At 57.2% G+C, this 19,728-nt stretch carries 15 protein-coding genes, 1 pseudogene and 1 riboswitch; of the genes and pseudogenes, 7 read left to right on the top strand and 9 right to left on the bottom strand.

Annotation, left to right across the window (positions count from 1 at the left end; all coding sequences use genetic code 11):
- Positions 1-8: 8 nt before the first annotated feature.
- From ureC to plsY, 5 genes are all read right to left on the bottom strand, one after another.
- Entirely contained in the window at positions 9-1,712 is a 1,704-nt protein-coding gene (ureC, locus tag RTU33_RS04425) for an urease subunit alpha (protein ID WP_312625585.1), read from the bottom strand.
- The gene (locus RTU33_RS04430; RefSeq protein WP_312625586.1) at positions 1,709-2,026 is read right to left on the bottom strand and encodes an urease subunit beta; all 318 of its coding nucleotides are present in this window, start codon (positions 2,024-2,026) and stop codon (positions 1,709-1,711) included. The genes ureC and RTU33_RS04430 overlap by 4 nt, the downstream gene beginning before the upstream one ends.
- Before the next feature lie 9 nt (positions 2,027-2,035).
- Positions 2,036-2,338, bottom strand: coding sequence for an urease subunit gamma (locus tag RTU33_RS04435; protein WP_097162189.1), 303 nt, complete (start codon positions 2,336-2,338; stop codon positions 2,036-2,038).
- Between the two features lie 9 nt (positions 2,339-2,347).
- A complete protein-coding gene (locus tag RTU33_RS04440) occupies positions 2,348-3,172 on the bottom strand; it encodes an urease accessory protein UreD (RefSeq protein ID WP_312625588.1) in 825 nt (274 codons plus the stop codon).
- Positions 3,173-3,314: 142 nt separating this feature from the next.
- A complete protein-coding gene (gene plsY, locus RTU33_RS04445) occupies positions 3,315-3,929 on the bottom strand; it encodes a glycerol-3-phosphate 1-O-acyltransferase PlsY (RefSeq protein WP_312625589.1) in 615 nt (204 codons plus the stop codon).
- A gap of 107 nt (positions 3,930-4,036) precedes the next feature.
- On the opposite strand from plsY, the gene folB reads away from it, so the two are divergent.
- Positions 4,037-4,399: a bifunctional dihydroneopterin aldolase/7,8-dihydroneopterin epimerase gene (folB, locus tag RTU33_RS04450; RefSeq protein WP_312625590.1), complete on the top strand. Its 363-nt coding sequence runs from the start codon at positions 4,037-4,039 to the stop codon at positions 4,397-4,399.
- A gap of 99 nt (positions 4,400-4,498) precedes the next feature.
- Positions 4,499-5,320, top strand: a complete 822-nt coding sequence (gene bacA, locus RTU33_RS04455; protein ID WP_312625592.1) for an undecaprenyl-diphosphate phosphatase — start codon at positions 4,499-4,501, stop codon at positions 5,318-5,320.
- Here the strand turns inward: bacA and RTU33_RS04460 are convergent.
- Both RTU33_RS04460 and RTU33_RS04465 read right to left on the bottom strand, forming a co-directional pair.
- Positions 5,313-6,551 (bottom strand): multifunctional CCA addition/repair protein, encoded by a 1,239-nt coding sequence (locus RTU33_RS04460; protein WP_312625594.1) that lies wholly within the window; start codon positions 6,549-6,551, stop codon positions 5,313-5,315. The two genes, bacA and RTU33_RS04460, sit on opposite strands and share 8 nt — an antisense overlap.
- A gap of 80 nt (positions 6,552-6,631) precedes the next feature.
- A complete protein-coding gene (locus RTU33_RS04465; RefSeq protein WP_312625596.1) occupies positions 6,632-7,252 on the bottom strand; it encodes a TIGR04211 family SH3 domain-containing protein in 621 nt (206 codons plus the stop codon).
- A gap of 198 nt (positions 7,253-7,450) precedes the next feature.
- Here RTU33_RS04465 and RTU33_RS04470 point away from each other — a divergent pair.
- The 4 genes and pseudogenes from RTU33_RS04470 to RTU33_RS04485 form a co-directional block, all read left to right on the top strand.
- Positions 7,451-8,353 (top strand): annotated as a pseudogene (locus tag RTU33_RS04470) (inorganic triphosphatase); the annotation flags it as partial.
- A gap of 29 nt (positions 8,354-8,382) precedes the next feature.
- The gene (gene glnE, locus RTU33_RS04475) at positions 8,383-11,223 is read left to right on the top strand and encodes a bifunctional [glutamate--ammonia ligase]-adenylyl-L-tyrosine phosphorylase/[glutamate--ammonia-ligase] adenylyltransferase (protein WP_312625597.1); all 2,841 of its coding nucleotides are present in this window, start codon (positions 8,383-8,385) and stop codon (positions 11,221-11,223) included.
- 47 nt (positions 11,224-11,270) lie between these two features.
- Positions 11,271-12,704, top strand: a complete 1,434-nt coding sequence (hldE, locus tag RTU33_RS04480) for a bifunctional D-glycero-beta-D-manno-heptose-7-phosphate kinase/D-glycero-beta-D-manno-heptose 1-phosphate adenylyltransferase HldE (RefSeq protein WP_312625599.1) — start codon at positions 11,271-11,273, stop codon at positions 12,702-12,704.
- A gap of 346 nt (positions 12,705-13,050) precedes the next feature.
- Complete coding sequence (locus RTU33_RS04485) at positions 13,051-17,484, top strand: autotransporter outer membrane beta-barrel domain-containing protein (protein WP_312625601.1); 4,434 nt, start codon at positions 13,051-13,053, stop codon at positions 17,482-17,484.
- Between the two features lie 60 nt (positions 17,485-17,544).
- Here RTU33_RS04485 and ubiK read toward each other — a convergent pair whose 3' ends face one another.
- Positions 17,545-17,826: a ubiquinone biosynthesis accessory factor UbiK gene (gene ubiK / locus RTU33_RS04490; RefSeq protein ID WP_312625603.1), complete on the bottom strand. Its 282-nt coding sequence runs from the start codon at positions 17,824-17,826 to the stop codon at positions 17,545-17,547.
- Between the two features lie 122 nt (positions 17,827-17,948).
- Positions 17,949-18,098: riboswitch (FMN riboswitch) on the top strand.
- A gap of 102 nt (positions 18,099-18,200) precedes the next feature.
- On the opposite strand from ubiK, the gene ribB reads away from it, so the two are divergent.
- The gene (ribB, locus tag RTU33_RS04495) at positions 18,201-18,854 is read left to right on the top strand and encodes a 3,4-dihydroxy-2-butanone-4-phosphate synthase (RefSeq protein WP_312625604.1); all 654 of its coding nucleotides are present in this window, start codon (positions 18,201-18,203) and stop codon (positions 18,852-18,854) included.
- Positions 18,855-18,903: 49 nt separating this feature from the next.
- On the opposite strand, the gene zupT is transcribed toward ribB, so the two are convergent.
- The gene (gene zupT / locus RTU33_RS04500) at positions 18,904-19,677 is read right to left on the bottom strand and encodes a zinc transporter ZupT (RefSeq protein WP_312625605.1); all 774 of its coding nucleotides are present in this window, start codon (positions 19,675-19,677) and stop codon (positions 18,904-18,906) included.
- Positions 19,678-19,728 lie beyond the last annotated feature (51 nt).

The raw sequence follows: 19,728 nt of genomic DNA on the forward strand, positions 1-19,728 counted from the left end.
TTTGCTCCTTAAAACAGAAAATAACGTTGCGCCATCGGCAGCACGTCCGCCGGTTCGCTGGTAATCAGCTTGCCGTTGACCTTCACTTCGTAGGTCTGGGCATCCACGGTGATATCCGGCTGTAAGCCGTTGTGGATCATGTCGGCCTTTTTCACCGTGCGGCAGCCTTTCACCACGGCAATCTGGCTTTTCAGCGCCAGCTTTTGCGGCACCCCGTTGTCGAATGCAGCCTGAGAAATAAACGTCATGCGCGTGTGATGACGTGCTGTGCCAAGTGCGCCAAACATCGGGCGATAGTGAACAGGCTGCGGCGTGGGGATAGACGCGTTGATGTCGCCCATCGGGGCCATTACGATCATCCCGCCTTTGACGATCGTTGCAGGCTTCACGCCGAAAAATGCGGGTGACCAGAGCACAAGATCCGCCAGTTTTCCTGCTTCGATGGATCCGACCTCATGGGCAATGCCGTGGGTTAAGGCCGGGTTGATGGTGTACTTGGCGATGTAGCGCTTCACGCGGACGTTATCGTTATCGCCGGTTTCTTCCTCCAGCGCGCCGCGCTGTACCTTCATGCGGTGTGCTACCTGCCATGTGCGCAGAATGACCTCGCCTACGCGGCCCATTGCCTGTGAATCTGATGAGGTCAGCGAGAACGCGCCAATGTCGTGCAGTACGTCTTCGGCTGCGATGGTTTCCCGGCGAATGCGCGACTCGGCAAAGGCCACGTCTTCGGCGATATCCGGCGACAGGTGATGGCAGACCATCAGCATGTCCAGGTGTTCGTCGATGGTATTGACGGTGTAGGGCAGCGTCGGGTTGGTGGAGGAGGGCAGAATATTCGGGCGCGCGCAGGCGGTGATGATGTCCGGCGCATGGCCGCCGCCCGCGCCTTCTGTATGAAACGTATGAATAGTCCGGTCGCCAATGGCCGCGAGGGTATCTTCGACAAAGCCTGATTCGTTCAGCGTGTCGCTGTGCAGCGCCACCTGAATGTCCATCTCTTCGGCGACCGTCAGCGAGCAGTCAATGGCAGCGGGCGTGGCGCCCCAGTCTTCGTGAATCTTCAGGCCGACCACGCCTGCGGCGACCTGCTCCCGGAGCGCGTCTGGATTCGAACTGTTGCCTTTGCCGAGCAGGCCAATATTGACCGGCAGTGAATCGATAGCCTGAAGCATCCGGCTGATATACCACGGTCCGGGCGTACAGGTGGTGGCGTTGGTGCCTGCCGCCGGTCCCGTGCCGCCGCCGATCATCGTTGTCACGCCGGAGACCAGCGCTTCTTCCGCCTGCTGCGGGCAGATCCAGTGAATATGAGTGTCGACGCCGCCTGCCGTCACGATCTTACCTTCGGCGGCGATCGCTTCGGTGCCTGCGCCGATCGGGATCGTGACGTTGGGCTGAATATCCGGGTTGCCCGCTTTGCCAATGGCAAAGATCCTGCCGTCCTTTACGCCGATATCGGCCTTCACGATCCCCCAGTGATCGACGATCAGCGCGTTGGTAATCACCAGATCCACGCAGTCGTTACTCAGCATCTGGCCCTGACCCATGCCGTCGCGGATCACTTTGCCACCGCCGAATTTGACCTCTTCGCCGTAGGTGGTGAAGTCGTCTTCGACTTCGATCCACAGTTCGGTGTCAGCCAGGCGGACTTTATCACCCGTTGTCGGGCCAAACATGTCGGCGTACGCCTGACGGGAAATCTCAGTCATGCTTTTGCCTCCAGCTCGCCCATTACGTCTGCGCGAAAGCCGAAAATACGCTTCTCTCCCGCCACGGCGACCAGTTCGACTTCACGCTTCTGGCCGGGTTCAAAGCGCACGGCGGTGCCCGCCGCGATGTTCAGTCGGAAGCCTTTGCAGGTGTCGCGCTCGAACTTCAGGGCCGGGTTCACTTCATAAAAATGGTAGTGCGATCCGACCTGGATCGGACGGTCACCGTGGTTCTCGACGATGACTTTTCGCGTTTCGCGGCCTGTATTCAGGGCAATATTGCCATTTTGGATCTTGTATTCACCGGGGATCATGGCGGTACCTCAGAGTATCGGATTGTGCACGGTGACGAGCTTGGAGCCATCCGGGAATGTGGCTTCTACCTGAATATCGGGGATCATTTCCGGCACGCCTTCCATTACCTGGTCGCGAGTCAGCACATGGCGGCCATCCTCCATCAGCGAGGCCACGCTTTTGCCGTCGCGTGCGCCTTCCATGATGAAGGCGCTAATCAGCGCCACGGATTCCGGATAGTTGAGTTTTACTCCTCGGGCGAGGCGGCGTTCAGCCACCAGCGCTGCGGTGAACAGCAGCAGTTTGTCTTTTTCTCTGGGCGTCAGTTCCATAGCGTTCTCTCAGGTCAGCCAGATGCGGGGAAGCAGAGGCGATTTGTTCAGTAACTGCGGTCGAAGCTGCTGCCAGACGTCACGCATTGCGCGCTGGCAGACCAGGTTATCGTGCGACAAAAAGCGGACCATTAGCAGGCCGTCGGCAAGCGTGGCACCGGCGAAGGCGTCAAGCGGCGCAAGCCTGTCGCGCACGTCCTCAAGCATGTGTTCATCGGCGGGATAGCACGTCAGGCTGCCAACCCACGGCTGTTCGGCCACGGCGCTTAAGTCACCGTTGCTCAGGCGCAGGCGCTCAATCAGCAGCGGCTCGCCGTTCTTCCACACTTCAAGACGGTTGCTGATATCGCCTTCGCTAAAGCGTTCTCCCATCACCGGGCGGCCAAAGCAGAACAGATCCCAGGCGAGCAGCTTTGCGCCTTCCTGCAAATGGAAAATGCTGTGCAGCGTGGCGCGGGCAGCGGGAAAGAAGATGGTGTCCTGCGGCAGCCATTCGAGAATGGCGTTTTCGCCGATGTCAAAACGCTGGTGAAGTTGAGACTGCGGGCCGCAGCTTCGGTAGAACTTGCTCGCGCCGGGCATAGTGATAAGCGTATGGCTGCCGGCTTCAAGGGTGACGTTGATAGCCAGCTCATCGCCACCAACGATGCCGCCGGGTGGATGAAGCAGGTAAAGGTGGCAGGTTTCGCCCTCGGGATAAAAGGGGCGCTGGACGGTGAGCGGACCGTAATGGCGGGCGGAAGCCAGCACTGTTTTTTCCGGCGTGCGGCGAAACAGCAGATCGAGCGTGGCGCGCCAGCCCGTATGTTCACTTTTCGGTACTGCGCCAGGCAACGAGGCACCCCTGCAATCGCGTGAATAATCAGACGATAATGAGTATGGATCAGCGTGCAGGCTTCGCGATCATAGGAAACGCTTATGATGTTAAGTAAATGCAATAATTGATGTCGCCGCCCGAACGGCGGCGAAGGGGAAACTATTCCTGCGGTTTTTTCTTGCGCTTGAGGCGCGACCAGATTTTGGTTTCCTGACGTCGCCACAGGCGCTGAATATTGTCATGATGGCGCAGCAAAATCAGGCAGGAGAGCATGGATACCGGGAAGGTGTACTGCGGTTTGAACCACCAGACATAGAACGGAGCGACCAGCGCGCTGATGATGGCACCCAGCGACGAATAGCCGCTCAGCAAAATAGTCAGTAGCCAGGTGCCGGCCATCACGCCAGTTAGATCCCAGCCGATAGGCGCGATAGCACCAAACGCCGTAGCAACGCCTTTGCCCCCGCGAAAGCCAAAGAAGATAGGCCAGATATGCCCGAGACAGGCTGCGATAGCGACGAGGCCGAGCCAGAACGGGGTGAACCCCAGCGCCCAGGCACCCCAGGTCGGCAACATGCCTTTGAGGATGTCGAAGATTAAGACTGCTACGGCTGCTCCCTTGCCGCCAATTCGTAAAACGTTGGTCGCTCCGGGATTCCCGGAACCGCTCACGCGTGGGTCAGGCAGACCCGCAATGCGGCAGACCAGAATGGCGCTGGAAATTGAGCCGCAAAGGTAGGCGAGGAAGACCATTCCAGGCTCGATTGCACTCATAACGCTGTTCCGTTTTGAAAATGTATCGGTATTCTCTTCATCTGTGGATAATACGCATATTTTGCCGGAAGTGGTATCCGGCACGGGCAAAAAGCAGGCAGGGCGTGATGGATATTGTATTTATAGAGCAACTTTCGGTTATCACCACTATTGGTGTTTATGACTGGGAACAGACCATCGAACAGAAGCTGGTGTTCGATATCGAAATGGCGTGGGACAACCGTAAATCAGCTGCCAGCGACAACGTTGAGGATTGCCTGAGCTATGCCGATATCAGCGAGGCGGTCATCGCCCATGTGGAAGGCGGGCGTTTTGCGCTGGTGGAACGCGTGGCGGAAGAAGTCGCGCAGATTCTGCTGACGCGCTTTAACTCACCGTGGGTGCGCATCAAACTCAGTAAACCGGGGGCCGTGGCGCGTGCGGCAAACGTGGGCGTTATCATCGAGCGTGGCACAAATCTGAAACCGTAAGAATAAATTCATCACAAGTAAACGAAACGCCGATAGTTATGTCTTAGAGCTGGATTCTTTTTAGCAGCTTCTTTTTTCTATTATTTAAGGGTTTATTGAATGAGCGATATGCACTCGCTGCTGGTAGCGGCTATCCTGGGTGTTGTCGAGGGACTGACGGAGTTTTTACCTGTTTCCAGCACCGGCCATATGATTATTGTCGGCCATTTGCTGGGTTTTGAGGGCGAAACAGCAAACACGTTTGAGGTGGTTATCCAGTTAGGATCGATCCTTGCGGTGGTGGTGATGTTCTGGCGTCGTCTGTTTGGTCTGATCGGCATCCATTTTGGTCGTCCACCGGTGCATGAAGGTATGGGGACAGGTCGCCTGTCGCTGATTCACGTGCTGCTGGCGATGATCCCGGCGGTGGTGCTTGGGCTGGTGTTGCACGATGCCATTAAATCGCTCTTCAACCCGGTAAACGTGATGTATGCGCTGGTGGTCGGCGGCGTGCTGCTGATTGCCGCTGAGCTGCTGAAGCCGAAAGAGCCGCGCGCAATGGGCCTGGATGATATGACCTACCTTCAGGCGTTTGCTATCGGCTGCTTCCAGTGTCTGGCGCTGTGGCCGGGCTTCTCCCGCTCGGGTTCCACCATCGCGGGCGGGATGCTGCTTGGCGTGAGCCGCTATGCGGCGGCAGAGTTTTCCTTCCTGCTGGCTGTGCCGATGATGATGGGCGCGACGGCGCTCGATCTCTATAAGAGCATCGGTTTCCTGACCAGCTCTGATATCCCGATGTTTGCCGTAGGCTTTGTGAGTGCGTTCGTGGTGGCGCTGTTTGCCATCAAAACCTTCCTGCACATCATCAAACGCATCACCTTTATTCCGTTCGCTATCTACCGCTTTGTCGTGGCGGCAGCGGTCTACGCGGTGTTTATGTAACCTGCGGACAGCGTTTGTCCTTCCACTGCGCGACGGCGTCAATGCGGCGTCGCGTCAGTTCTTCCCGCACTTCAGGCCCCTTGAATCCTGCCTCAATCACCGGTTTCGTCGGCACGGATTTCGCCACCTCCCACGCTTCGCGTAGCAGACGCCCCTGCGGATAATCGCAGGCTTCAAACGTGGTGCGCCCGCGCACGTCGGCTTCGCTGGTGAGCGCCAACTGCTCGACTCGCTGTGGTTTACGCCAGGCATCCAGGGAGTCAAAAAGCTTCACGATCGTCGCGGGTTTGAGAATGGGCAAGGTGTGAATGAGGTCATGGAATTCTGCCACCAGTTTCGCCAGATCGCGCATCTCGTTAGGCACCCGTAACCGGGCGCAAAGCTGTTCGACAAGCTTTACGCCAGCCAGACCGTGGCCATGATGGCGCGGCCAGAACTCTTTTGGCGTGAGTGCCTTACCGAGATCGTGGCACAGCGTGGCGAAGCGTACGTCAACGGCTGGCGTCAGCATTGCTGCCATCGTCAACGTCATCAGCGTATGTACGCCGGTGTCAATTTCAGGGTGCCATTTGGCCGGCGCGGGCACGCCGTACAGCGCGTCGATTTCCGGGAAAAGGACCTTTAATGCACCGCAGTCGCGCAGCGTCTGGAAGAATACCTGCGGGTTTCGTGTGCTTAGTGCGTTCTCGGTTTCTTTCCATACGCGTTCCGGCGTGAGGTGTTCAAGCTCACCTGCGGCGGTCATGTCGCGCATCAGCGTCATGGTTTCATCGGCGATGCGGAAACTCAAATGCGCGTAGCGGGCGGCAAACCGCGCCACGCGCAGTACGCGAAGCGGATCTTCACTGAAAGCCGGGGAAACATGGCGCAGCAGGCGGTTTTGCAGATCGGCCTGACCGTGATACGGGTCGATAATATCGCCGCTTTCGTCCTGGGCAAGGGCGTTAACGGTCAGGTCGCGGCGCTGTAAATCCTGCTCCAGCGTAACGTCCGGAGCGGCGTAGCAGGTGAAACCGGTATAGCCTGAACCGGATTTTCGCTCGGTGCGGGCGAGGGCGTACTCTTCGTGCGTTTTCGGATGGAGAAAAACAGGAAAATCGCGACCTACCTGCTGGTAGCCCGCATCGAGCATTTGCTGTGGGGTGGCGCCGACAACGACCCAATCTTTGTCTTTGACCGGCAGGCCTAACAACGCATCACGTACTGCACCACCGACCAGATATGTCTTCACGCCAACCTTCTCCCCTCACTGTTTTATCTGCTGATAATACGTAAGTGTAGAGGAGATGGCTAATCAGGCCGATGCTGGCATCAGTTCATCCAGCGATCGTTGCGTTTGCGGCTTGGCACCAGGCGCGGCAGAACCAGACCCAGAATCAGACCTACGCCGAGCACGCCGCCGCCGTACATAAACCACTGCATGATGATGGTGCGCTGCTTGTCATCGAGCTGCAGATTGGCGGCATTCACCTTTTTCTGCGCCACGATAAGCTCGTTTTTCAGCTTCTGGTTTTCGGCTTTCAGGCTGTTAATGACGCTGTCGCTTCCGGCGACTTTTTTCTGCATGTCTGCCGTGCGTTGGTTCCAGGTTCCGTCAATATTGTTCAGCTTGTCGGTCAGGGTTTTGACCTGGTTTTCGAGATCCGGCACGCGAGTTTTGAAGCTCGGTTCGCTTTTCAGCTCTTTCAGCGGGATCCATGCGGTACGGCCGTTGCTGTCGCGCACCTGGCCATACTGGGTGTTTTCATTGGTCTGGAGCAGGGTGACGGCTTCACCGGCGGTGACGGTGCCCGCAAGGCGATAGTTGTCGCCGGGGCCGCTGCGTACCCAGGTATTCAGCTCATCAGAAACGTAGCGAGTTTCTTCCGCGTGAACGGCAGCAGAAGCGCTAAGGGCAAATAAAGTTAATCCAATCAGGCGTAATTTAAGCATCGGGTCTTCGTTATTTTCATAAAGTGAGTCGATAGTAAAGGCATCAGTCTGACGATGCCAGGCATTCTACGGCAATCAGAATCGTCCAGGAGGCGATTGCATGGCAAAGTACCGCGAAATACACTCTACTGACAAAAAAGATGCGCGGAAGTTCGGCGTAACGATCAATCAAGGCTTCGCAACCATAAGAAATCAGTCATGGATCAGGAAATCGAATTAAAGTTCATCGTTGAGCAGCACGGCGTGGAGACGCTGCGCCGGCAGCTCAATACCCTCACCACGGAACACATTCCGGCGGCACAGCTTCTCAATATCTATTACGAAACCGCCGACAGCTGGCTGCGTCGTCACGACATGGGGCTACGCATTCGTGGCCACAACGGCCGCTATGAAATGACGATGAAAATTGCCGGGAAAGTGGTGGGCGGCCTGCACTCGCGACCTGAATACAATATCGACCTCGATAACGCCGAACTGGCGCTGGAAAAGCTGCCGGCTGAAGTCTGGCCGCAGGGTAAGCTGCCGCCGGAGCTGGCCTCGCAGGTGAAGCCGCTGTTCAGCACCGATTTTTACCGCGAAAAGTGGCTGGTAAACCACAACCAGAGCCGGATTGAGCTGGCGCTGGATTTGGGCGACGTCAAAGCGGGCAACCATCAGGAGCCGATTTGTGAGCTGGAGCTGGAGCTGCTGCACGGCAGCGTGGACGATATTCTGGATTTGGCCGAACAGCTGATTTCCGTGGGCGTGCTGCGTCAGGGTAGCCTCAGTAAGGCGGCTCGCGGTTACCACCTGGCGGCAGGTAATGCAGAACGTACTCTGAAAAAAGCTGAATTTAAAGAACAGGATAACGCGGCTCTCGAAGCGGCGCTGGCGCACTGGCAGTATCATGAAGAGCTCTGGCTGCGCGGCAAAGCTGAGGCGAAAGCTGAAGTGCTGAAGGCGGTGGCGTTTATCCGTGACGCGCTCCAGCGCGAACACGAAATGGCTGCCGCGCAAATGGCGCAAATTGGCGAAGCGATTGTCAGCGCATCCGATGCGAAAGGGGCAGCCTTTAAGCCGCAAATCGCGCAGGCCAAACTGATGCTGACGGCCTTTCTGGTCACCGGACGATAACTTTCACGAGGGCAGTCATGACGCCGTTTTCTTTGCAGTTAGAGCAGCAGTGGCAGACGGTGATTGACCGACTGCCGGCAGATTTCCCGTCTATGCCGCTGAGCCAGCAGGCGCAGGCGGCGATGGCCTTCAGTGATTTCATCAGCCAGAGCCTGGTCGCACACCCGGAATGGCTGGGCGAGCTTGAAAACAGCCCACCGCTCGCTGACGAGTGGCAGCACTATGCCGCCTGGCTTCAGGAACGGCTTGCGAACGTCAGTGACGAAAATAGCCTGATGCGCGAGCTGCGCCTGTTTCGCCGCCGCATCATGGTGCGCATCGCCTGGTCACAGGCCCTGTCGCTGCACTCCACCGAAAGCAGTTTGCAACAGCTGAGCCATCTGGCAGAAACGCTGATCGTCAGCGCGCGCGACTGGATTTACGATGCCTGCTGCCGCGAATGGGGCACGCCCTGCAATGCCGAAGGCAAACCGCAGCCGCTGCTGATCCTTGGCATGGGCAAGCTCGGCGGTGGCGAACTTAACTTCTCCTCTGACATCGACCTTATTTTTGCCTGGCCGGAGCACGGTTCAACCCAGGGCGGGCGGCGTGAACTCGACAATGCCCAGTTCTTCACCCGCATGGGGCAGCGGCTTATCAAAGCGCTCGATCAGGCAACGATGGACGGGTTCGTGTATCGCGTGGACATGCGCCTGCGCCCGTTCGGCGAAAGCGGTCCGCTGGTGCTGAGCTTCGCCGCGCTGGAAGATTACTACCAGGAGCAGGGCCGCGACTGGGAACGCTATGCGATGGTCAAGGCCCGCATCATGGGCGACCGGGAAGGCCTCTACGTCGACGAGCTGCGCGCCATGCTGCGGCCCTTTGTTTTCCGCCGCTATATCGACTTCAGCGTAATCCAGTCGCTGCGTAGCATGAAGGGGATGATCGCGCGTGAAGTACGCCGTCGTGGCCTCAAAGACAACATTAAGCTCGGCGCGGGCGGCATCCGTGAAATCGAGTTTATCGTTCAGGTGTTTCAGCTGATCCGCGGCGGGCGTGAGCCATCGCTTCAGGGCCGCTCGCTGCTGCCGACGCTGGAGGCCATCGATGCGCTGCATCTCCTGCCAGAAGGTGAAGCCGCGCAGCTGCGTGAAGCGTATCTTTTCCTGCGCCGACTGGAGAACCTGCTGCAAAGCATCAACGATGAGCAAACCCAGACCTTGCCGCAGGACGAGCTTAATCGCGCACGTCTGGCATGGGGCATGGATTTTGCCGACTGGGAAAGGCTCACTGAAGTACTGAACCAGCACATGGTCCAGGTGCGGCAGATCTTTAACGAGTTGATTGGCGATGACGAAGAAACCTCGGCGGATGAACAGCTCTCCGAGCACTGGCGCGAGCTGTGGCAGGATGCGCTACAGGAAGATGACACCACGCCGGTGCTGGCGCATTTGGCAGACAGCGCTCGTCACCAGGTGCTGGCGCTGATCGCGGATTTCAAAAAAGAGCTGGATAAGCGCACCATTGGCCCGCGCGGGCGTCAGGTGCTGGATTCACTGATGCCGCATCTGTTGAGCGAAGTGTGCAGCCGGGAAGATGCACCCGTTCCGCTGGCGCGCATCATGCCGCTGCTGACCGGTATTGTTACCCGAACGACTTATCTTGAATTACTGAGCGAATTTCCCGGCGCGCTGAAGCATCTGATTCGCCTTTGTGCCGCGTCGCCAATGGTTGCCAGCCAGCTGGCACGCTATCCGTTGCTGCTTGATGAACTGCTGGATCCGAATACGCTCTACCAGCCGACGGCGACCGACGCCTATCGCGACGAGCTGCGCCAGTATCTGCTGCGCGTGCCGGAAGAAGATGAAGAGCAACAGCTGGAAGCGCTGCGCCAGTTCAAGCAGGCGCAATTGCTGCGCGTGGCGGCGGCGGATATCGCCGGAACGCTGCCGGTGATGAAAGTGAGCGATCACTTAACCTGGCTTGCGGAGGCGATGATCGATGCCGTCGTGCAGCAGGCCTGGACGCAGATGATCGCCCGCTATGGTCAACCGAAACACCTGTCAGAACGTCAGGGGCGCGGTTTTGCCGTGGTCGGGTACGGTAAGCTCGGTGGCTGGGAGCTTGGCTACAGTTCCGATCTCGATCTCGTTTTCCTTCACGACTGCCCGGCGGACGTGATGACCGACGGCGAACGTGAAATTGACGGTCGACAGTTCTATCTGCGCCTCGCACAGCGCATCATGCACCTCTTCAGCACCCGCACTTCCTCGGGCATTCTGTACGAAGTGGACGCTCGCTTACGTCCTTCCGGTGCTGCAGGCATGCTGGTGACAACGACGGAGTCGTTCGCCGATTATCAGCGCAATGAAGCCTGGACCTGGGAGCATCAGGCACTCGTCCGGGCTCGCGTGGTGTATGGCGATCCGCAGCTTCAGGCGCAGTTTGACGCTATTCGTCGCGACGTACTGATGCTGCCGCGCGCAGGCGAGAAGCTGCAAACCGAAGTGCGGGAAATGCGTGAAAAAATGCGCGCGCATCTTGGCGGCAAACATCGCGATCGTTTTGATATTAAAGCGGATGAGGGCGGTATCACCGATATTGAATTTATCACGCAGTATCTGGTGCTGCGTTTTGCCCACGATAAGCCGAAGCTGACGCGCTGGTCCGATAACGTGCGTATCCTCGAGCTGCTGGCGCAAAACGACATTATGGATGAACAGGAAGCGCTGGCGCTGAGCCAGGCATACACGACGCTTCGCGATGCGCTGCATCATCTGGCCCTGCAGGAAGAAGCGGGGAACGTGGCGCTGGATGCATTTACGGCAGAGCGTGAGCTGGTTGCCGCCTCATGGCGGAAATGGCTGGTAATGCCCTGAGTTATGCTATTATCGCGCGCAATTGATGAATCTTTCAGGAGTCTGGAATGAAAGTAACGCTGCCAGAGTTTGAACGTGCAGGGGTGATGGTTGTCGGCGACGTAATGCTGGATCGCTACTGGTATGGCCCGACGAGCCGCATTTCTCCGGAGGCCCCGGTGCCGGTGGTGAAAGTGGATACCATTGAGGAACGCCCTGGCGGCGCGGCGAACGTGGCGATGAACATTGCTTCACTGGGCGCTAACTCCCGCCTGGTTGGCCTGACGGGCATCGACGATGCGGCACGCGCGTTGAGCAAAGCGCTGGCGGACGTCAACGTGAAATGTGATTTCGTTTCGGTGCCGACGCACCCGACCATCACTAAGCTGCGCGTACTTTCCCGCAACCAGCAGCTGATTCGTCTGGACTTCGAAGAAGGCTTTGCCGGCGTTGACCCTCAACCGATGCATGAACGCATCCAGCAGGCGCTGGGCCATATTGGGGCGCTGGTGCTCTCCGATTACGCCAAAGGCGCGCTGGAAAGCGTGCAGGCAATGATTCAGCTGGCGCGTAAAGCGGGCGTCCCGGTGCTGATCGATCCGAAAGGCACTGAGTTTGAACGCTATCGCGGCGCGACGCTGCTGACGCCTAACCTGTCTGAGTTTGAAGCCGTGGCCGGGAAGTGCAAGAGTGAAGCAGAAATCGTTGAGCGCGGCATGAAAGTGATCGCCGACTATGAGCTTTCTGCACTGCTGGTGACCCGTTCCGAGCAGGGCATGACGCTGTTGCAGCCGGGCAAAGCGCCGCTGCATATGCCGACTCAGGCGCAGGAAGTGTATGACGTAACCGGTGCGGGCGACACGGTGATTGGTGTGCTGGCGGCAACGCTCGCAGCCGGGAATTCACTGGAAGAAGCGTGCTTCTTCGCGAACGCCGCAGCAGGCGTTGTCGTCGGCAAACTCGGGACGTCCACCGTTTCGCCGATCGAGCTGGAAAACGCCGTGCGTGGCCGTGCCGATACCGGCTTTGGCGTGATGAGCGAAGACGAGCTGAAGCAGGCTGTTGCCGCTGCCCGCAAGCGCGGTGAAAAAGTCGTGATGACCAACGGCGTGTTCGACATTCTGCACGCCGGTCACGTCTCCTATCTTTCGAACGCGCGTAAGCTTGGCGATCGCCTGATTGTTGCGGTGAACAGCGATGCGTCCACCAAACGCCTGAAGGGGGAAACCCGTCCGGTGAATCCGCTCGAACAGCGTATGATTGTGCTCGGCGCGCTGGAGTCCGTTGACTGGGTCGTTTCATTTGAGGAAGACACGCCTCAACGCCTTATCGCGGGCATTCTGCCGGATCTGCTGGTGAAAGGCGGTGACTACAAGCCAGATCAAATAGCGGGCAGCGAGGAAGTCTGGGCGAACGGCGGCGAAGTGATGGTGCTCAACTTTGAAGACGGTTGTTCAACCACGAATATTATTAAGCGCATTCAGCAGGACAGCGACCGCTAAGCCTCAATTCACGCCAAAAGCGCCCCGCCAGAGGGGCGCTTTTTTTTGGGCGCTCTCCCGTCCCGGCACCAAAAACGCCCTTCATCTCTGTATCTGCGATGCTTATCAAATTTTAACTTGTTGATAACTTTTGTTTGCTGGTATTGCAACTATCATTAACATGCATCTGATTCCTGAATGCTGGCGCAGATATTTACCCAGGAAAATTTAGGATAAGTGTCTGTGTATATAAAATTCTTATTACTTGTGACTTATTAATGCATTTCTTAAGTTTTGTGCTTTTTTGTAGTTGTTAACGCTATGTCTTGCGCATTTCTACGGAATTTTATGTTTTTGGGGTGATGCAATGAAACCAACCTGTAGTCTCTCTTTTCTTACCTCCTGCATCTGTCTGGCGCTGACCTCAGGCCAGGTCTGGGCCACATGCAACGAGACGTCTCCCACGAACGGTCAGACCGTGACTTGCGATGCGACGACACCTGAAAGTACCTCCGTCGTGAGCGGCGCCGCCGTGACGAACGTGACCGTGAATGTGCTCCCGAGCGGCGAATTAAACGTGACCACCGGTCCGGCTATTTCCCTGGGTGATGGCAGTAAGATCGCCAACGACGGGACGATTAGTGGCTCTACGTCGGGCCTGCTGCTGCGTGAGGGCAGCAGCACCGTTACGAATAACGGCTCTATTACCGGCACTGCCGGGCCGGGAGTTATGTTTCAGGGAAGCGGCGGCAACACATTAAATAACAACGGTACCATCACCGGACGTGACGATAAAAATAATGCCGTTATCTTTGGGAGCGGCAATGATACGCTGTCGGTGGGTGTCGGAAGTCTTATCGATGGTAACGTCGATCAGGATTTTGGCTCTACTGGTACATCCGGTAGCGGTAACGACACTTTTACGATGGACGGGGGAACGATCAGAGGCACCGTTGATCAAGGCGTTGGGCCGGGTGTTGATCGTGCCACCATCACCGGCGGCACCATTGAAGGTGACTTCAGGCAGGGCGGCGGCAGAGATACTTTCGAAATGTCGGGCGGCACCATTACCGGGGAGTTTAATGATGGCGATATTGTCACCATCACCGGGGGGACTATCGGAAGCGTTGCGCTCAACCTGGGAAATGATGATTTTCGGATGTCCGGCGGTGAAATACTCGGGGATGTAAAGGGGCAGGTCAACAATGACAGCTTTAATATCTCAGGCACCGCGATCGTTGACGGCAATATCCTGGGTGGCATCGGCGATGATAGGCTTGTCTGGCAAAACGGAGGTACCATCAAAGGAAGTATTCTGATGGATGGCGATCCCAGCGGCGATAAAATTGGCAATGATGAAGTCACCCTTATCAACCAAAGCTCGGCCACAACCGCCTCATCTCCTGTCATTGATGGTGGGGCTGGCACCGATCGCTTCACTTTAGACAACAGTCAATATATTCATCGCGATGCGAATATCCTCTCTGGATTTGAGTCCGTTAACCTGACGAACAATTCCACGTTGACGCTGGATCACCGGGATCTCAAGTTGGGCGACAGCCAGGACGATAATGCCAGCACCGGCTTTACTATCGATGCAACCAGCACCCTCGCGATTGACAATGATAATGCCGTGGCCTTTACCGGACATCTTAGCGGCACCGGTACCGTCAGCACCGATACCAGCGGCAATGCGTTCGATTTTACCAGCAACAACAAAGACGATGGCTTTGAAGGTACGCTGGCGCTGGGTAACAGTACCCTGGCGCTGGAGGGCATCAATACTGAAGCGCTCAGCAACGCCACGCTGAAGGCCGGTGCAGGCAGCGTAACGACCGTGGGCAGCGGGCAGCAGCATATCGGCGGGCTGGCCTTTGACGGCGGAACCGTTATTTTCGGCTCGGTCGCACCGGGAGAGAAGACGTCTGATAATACGATTCAAACCGCAAAGGACCTCGATCTTAGCGGCTCGGGAACCGTGCAGGTTGATCTGGGCGATGCGGTGAATACGCCGCCCCAGACGGATGGCCGGGTTCCTCTGCTGGAGCAGGATGATGGCGATACCCTTATCAGGCTCTCCGGCTCGGACGGTACGGTAACCGGAACGGGCGGTGCGCTTGAGCTAAAAGACAGCAGCGGCAACGTTATCAGCAGCGGTAAAACGCAGGATATTCTCGATCGGGACGGCGGCAGCAAGGTAGCGGAAGGAACCTGGGACTGGCGTTTAACCTCCGGTGATAGCAATGATGGCCTGTATGTGGCCTATGCGCTGAAAGAGGTAAACCTGATTGGCCAGGGCAACAGCGCCCTTGTGCTGAACAGCGGTAGCAGCACGGGGAACGCCGCCGATCTTAGCGCGAAGGTAACCGGAAGCGGCGATCTGGCTATCGATACCGGCAGCGGAACCGTTTCGCTTTCCAACCGCAGCAACGATTACACCGGCGTTACGGATGTGCGCAGCGGTACGCTGCTGATGAGCAACGATAACGTGCTGGGCCAGACTTCGCTGCTGAAGCTTGCCGATAGCACGGGCCTGGCAATGAGCGGACATGCGCAGACCGTAGGGGCCGTAGACACTGCGGCCGGTTCGCTGATCGATATTGCCGGTGGCAGCCTTGGAATCAATAACGGCGGTACGGTGAATGGGCATCTGCAGGGGGCGGGAGCGCTGACGCTGAACGGCGGTGAGCTGACGATTAATGGCGCAAACACGGCGATGACTGCCACCACGACCCTGAAAAGCGGTTCGACTATTAATCTGGACAGCGTCCAGGGGCTGGGAAGTGGAAATATCGACAACGGCGGCGTGCTTAACCTGAATGGCGCGGCAGGAACGTTTGCAAATAACCTGAGCAACAGCGGACAGGTCAATCTGAACAGCAGTCAGACCGTGCTGGCCGGCGATAATCGCGGCTTCAGCGGCGAATTTAATATCGATAATGCCAGCCGGCTGACCGCAGGGCAGGCGTCTCATCTGGGCCAGTCGGTTATTCATGATGAAGGTACGCTGGCGCTGGTGACCGACAGCAACTGGTCGCTGGAAAACGCGGTGAGCGGTGCGGGTAATCTCGTGAAAGAGGGTGCCGGGCTGGTCACGCTTGCTGCGCAGAATATGACCTATACCGGCACCACGGATATTACCGGAGGTGGGTTAATATTCGGCGATCGCGGCAGCGATCTGACGCTCTCATCTTCTCAGGTCAATATTGCGGAAGGCGGCCTGCTGGCCGGCAACGGCACCGCAGCCGGCAGCGTTGATAATAAAGGCCTGCTGCAGGTTGGACACGCCGGGCTGGTGGTTTCTGCGGCTGCTCGTCAGGCCCTCGCCGCAACTCTGGCGACGGTTAGCAGTAATAACGACGCGCTGACGGTCGGCGGCAATCTCACTAACAGCGGGCAGATCCAGCTGGGCCAGACCGGTAGCGATGTGCTGGCAGGCAACTCATTGACGGTTAACGGCAACTATCTGGGAGAGGGCGGAAAAATCGCTTTCAACACCGCCCTGGGTGACGATAGCTCCCTGACCGATCATATGACGGTAATGGGCGACACCAGCGGCAATACGCTGGTGAGCGTGAGAAATGCGGGGGGGAGCGGGGCCAGAACGCTGAACGGTATTGAGATCATCTCCGTTGAGGGAAATTCGGCCGGTACCTTTACCAAAGATGGGCGTATTGTTGCGGGCGCCTGGGACTATAACCTGGAGCGCGGTAAAGGTGGGGCCAGCGATCCTGATAACTGGTATCTGACGAATAATGCCCCCACGCAGCCAGTCGGGCCAACCAACCCGACGGAACATGTGAATCCGGGAACGCCGATGTATCGTGTGGAAGCCGGGAGCTATATCGCCAACGTTGCGGCAGCAAACACTCTTTTTGTTACCCGACTCCACGATCGCCTGGGCGAGACCCAATATACCGATGCTTTAACTGGCGAAAAGCGCGTCACCAGCCTGTGGCTGCGCCAGGTGGGCACCCATAACACATGGAGAGACAGCACGGGGCAGCAGAAAACCCAGAGCAACCAGTACGTTGTGATGCTGGGCGGTGACGTGGCGCAGTGGAGCAGCGACGGACTGGATCGAGGGCATCTGGGCCTGATGGCCGGCTACGGTAATAACCACAGCAACACCCGCTCTGATGTGACAGGCTACCATTCAGATGGTCGGGTCAGCGGCTATAACGTTGGCGTGTACGGCACCTGGTATGCCAATGATGCGGAGAAGACGGGGCTTTACGTGGACTCCTGGGCCAGCTATAGCTGGCTGAAAAACACGGTCAACGGTGAAGATCTGGCCCGCGAGGAGTACGACTCTAAGGGGCTGACTGCATCGCTGGAAAGTGGCTATACGTGGAAAGTCGGTGAGTTCAACGGCAGTAAAGGTACGCTCAATACCGTTTATATTCAGCCGCAGGCCCAGGCTATCTGGATGGGGGTTAGTGCAGATGATCACACCGAAAGCAACGGCACCCACGTCAGCAGCAACGGTGATGGCAACGTGCAAACCCGTCTTGGCGTGCGTACTTACCTGAAAAGCCACAGCCGGCTTGATGACGGTAAAGATCGCGAGTTTGAACCTTTTGTTGAGGCTAACTGGATCCATAACACCCGTGATTTCAGCGTAACAATGAATAATGTGACGTTGAGCCAGTCCGGCGCGCGTAATCTGGGTGAGCTGAAAACAGGGGTGGAAGGTAAGCTGAGCAACAATCTGACGGCCTGGGGCAACGTGGGTCAGCAGATAGGCGATAAAGGCTACAGCAATACGGAAGCCATGCTGGGGGTTAAATACAGCTGGTAACCTGATACCAAATAAAAAACCCGTCCTGCGTGACGGGTTTTTTGATCGACAGAGAGCAGGCTACTGCTGATTTTCTGCTGAAGATGATGCCGCATCCGGCGTGGATCGGGCTTCCAGATCGCTGAGGCGCTGCTCCAGCAGAGCCAGCTTCTCACGGGTGCGCAGCAGCACCTGCGTTTGTACGTCAAACTCTTCACGGCTTACCAGATCCAGACGGGTCAGCTGAGACTGCAGCACCTGACGGATTTTCTTCTCGACGTCATCACCAAACTCACGCAGGCCTTTCGGCATCGACTCGTGAACCTGGCGGGCAATCTGTTCAATTTTCTTCGGATCAATCATTACGGTTTTCCTGATCGGGTCTGATTTGCAGATTATTGTAGTGCCTATAGCCTGCGCTATAAACCAGAAATGTTTGAAGCTTATGCATTGCCGGAGATAATCATTAGCGTTATAGTTATCTCGCTTATTCTCAGGGCGGGGCGAAATTCCCCACCGGCGGTAAATCAACCCAGGTTGAAAGCCCGCGAGCGCTTCAGACGCCAGTCTGAAGGTCAGCAGATCCGGTGTAATTCCGGGGCCGACGGTTAGAGTCCGGATGGGAGAGAGTAACGATCTACGGGCAAGGCCCGCTCACGTTATTTTTTTGCCGCTGCGTCGGCGCTCCTAAGACTGCCCTGATTCTGGTAACCATAATTTTAATGAGGGCTTTTACCATGAATCAGACGCTACTTTCCTCTTTTGGTACCGCTTTTGAACGTGTAGAACACGCGTTATCCGCGCTGCGCGAAGGCCGCGGCGTGATGGTACTCGATGATGAAAACCGTGAAAACGAAGGCGATATGATCTTTGCCGCTGAAACCATGACCGTTGAGCAGATGGCGCTGACTATCCGCCACGGCAGCGGCATTGTGTGCCTGTGCATCAACGAAGAGCGCCGCAAGCAGCTTGACCTGCCGATGATGGTAGACAACAACACCAGCGCCTTCGGCACCGGTTTTACCGTGACTATCGAAGCGGCGCATGGCGTGACCACCGGCGTCTCTGCGGCCGACCGCATCACTACCGTGCGTGCCGCCATTGCCGATGGCGCGAAACCTGCCGACCTGCATCGTCCGGGCCACGTTTTCCCTCTGCGCGCGCAGGCGGGTGGCGTGCTGACTCGCGGCGGTCACACGGAGGCGACCATCGATCTGGTGACCCTGGCAGGTTTCAAACCTGCGGGCGTACTGTGTGAACTGACCAACGATGACGGCACCATGGCGCGTGCGCCGGAGTGCATCAAGTTTGCTGCGGAACACAATATGCCGGTGGTGACCATCGAAGATCTGGTGGAATATCGCCAAAAACATGAGCGTAAGGCCAGCTAAGTCTGCCTGACGCTGAAATGAAGAACGCCGGGATAATCCCGGCGTTTTGCTATGCGAAATCCATCGTCTGTAACAGCACCAGGCTCAGCCCCATCACCGACATGCCACACAGCACGCCGTAGCTCGGGTTGTTATGCGGATCTATCTCTTTGGCGAGCGGCATCAATTCATCGACCGACAGTGCCACCATAATTCCGGCCACCGCGGCCATGATGGCAGCCATGACCACCGGTGATACCAGCGTTCCCAGAATCAGCCATGCCAGCACCCCGCCAAGAATTTCAGCCATGCCTGAAATCCCTGCCCAGAACACCGCTTTACGTTTCGAGCCCGTGGCGGCATAGACCGGCCCGGCGACGGCCAGACCTTCCGGAATATTGTGCAGCGCAACGGCGAGCGCAATGCCAAAACCGAGTTCCAGATTGCTGCTGGCGGTGACATACGTTGCAACACCTTCCGGGAAGTTATGCAGGCTGATGCCGAGCGTTAACAGGATTGCTGTCCGGCGCAGGTTACGTGGCATGATGGCTTTGTCGCCCTGCATCAAATCCTGCGGGTGGGCGTGCGGCAGCATACGATCAAGCGCGAAGTAGCCAAGCAGTCCAATCACAAACATGCCGTAGCCGAGCACCGGCGACATCCCTTCCGTGCCGAGCGCGGCGGGCAACATTTCCATCAGGGAAATCAGTAGCATAATCCCGGCAGCGAAGCCAAGAGAAAAGGCCAGTACGCGATCAGAAGGCTTCTGGCCTATAACGCCCAGCAGCGCCCCGATGAAGGTGGCCCCACCGGCAAGTAAGGTCAGAATCAAAGGTACTGACATAGAAACTCCTTAATGATAACCATTATCATTTATAGTAAAGCTCCCTTTTCC

The organism is Scandinavium sp. (assembly GCF_032012665.1).
Taxonomy (GTDB): domain Bacteria; phylum Pseudomonadota; class Gammaproteobacteria; order Enterobacterales; family Enterobacteriaceae; genus Scandinavium.

Bases quoted from the DNA above. Each gene is read 5' to 3' on its own strand.
- ribB (WP_312625604.1), top strand. From the start codon at position 18,201: ATGAATCAGACGCTACTTTCCTCTTTTGGTACCGCTTTTGAACGTGTA.
- hldE (WP_312625599.1), top strand. From the start codon at position 11,271: ATGAAAGTAACGCTGCCAGAGTTTGAACGTGCAGGGGTGATGGTTGTC.
- RTU33_RS04485 (WP_312625601.1), top strand. From the start codon at position 13,051: ATGAAACCAACCTGTAGTCTCTCTTTTCTTACCTCCTGCATCTGTCTG.
- RTU33_RS04435 (WP_097162189.1), bottom strand. From the start codon at position 2,338: ATGGAACTGACGCCCAGAGAAAAAGACAAACTGCTGCTGTTCACCGCA.
- RTU33_RS04465 (WP_312625596.1), bottom strand. From the start codon at position 7,252: ATGCTTAAATTACGCCTGATTGGATTAACTTTATTTGCCCTTAGCGCT.
- folB (WP_312625590.1), top strand. From the start codon at position 4,037: ATGGATATTGTATTTATAGAGCAACTTTCGGTTATCACCACTATTGGT.
- glnE (WP_312625597.1), top strand. From the start codon at position 8,383: ATGACGCCGTTTTCTTTGCAGTTAGAGCAGCAGTGGCAGACGGTGATT.
- bacA (WP_312625592.1), top strand. From the start codon at position 4,499: ATGAGCGATATGCACTCGCTGCTGGTAGCGGCTATCCTGGGTGTTGTC.
- plsY (WP_312625589.1), bottom strand. From the start codon at position 3,929: ATGAGTGCAATCGAGCCTGGAATGGTCTTCCTCGCCTACCTTTGCGGC.
- ureC (WP_312625585.1), bottom strand. From the start codon at position 1,712: ATGACTGAGATTTCCCGTCAGGCGTACGCCGACATGTTTGGCCCGACA.
- RTU33_RS04430 (WP_312625586.1), bottom strand. From the start codon at position 2,026: ATGATCCCCGGTGAATACAAGATCCAAAATGGCAATATTGCCCTGAAT.
- zupT (WP_312625605.1), bottom strand. From the start codon at position 19,677: ATGTCAGTACCTTTGATTCTGACCTTACTTGCCGGTGGGGCCACCTTC.
- ubiK (WP_312625603.1), bottom strand. From the start codon at position 17,826: ATGATTGATCCGAAGAAAATTGAACAGATTGCCCGCCAGGTTCACGAG.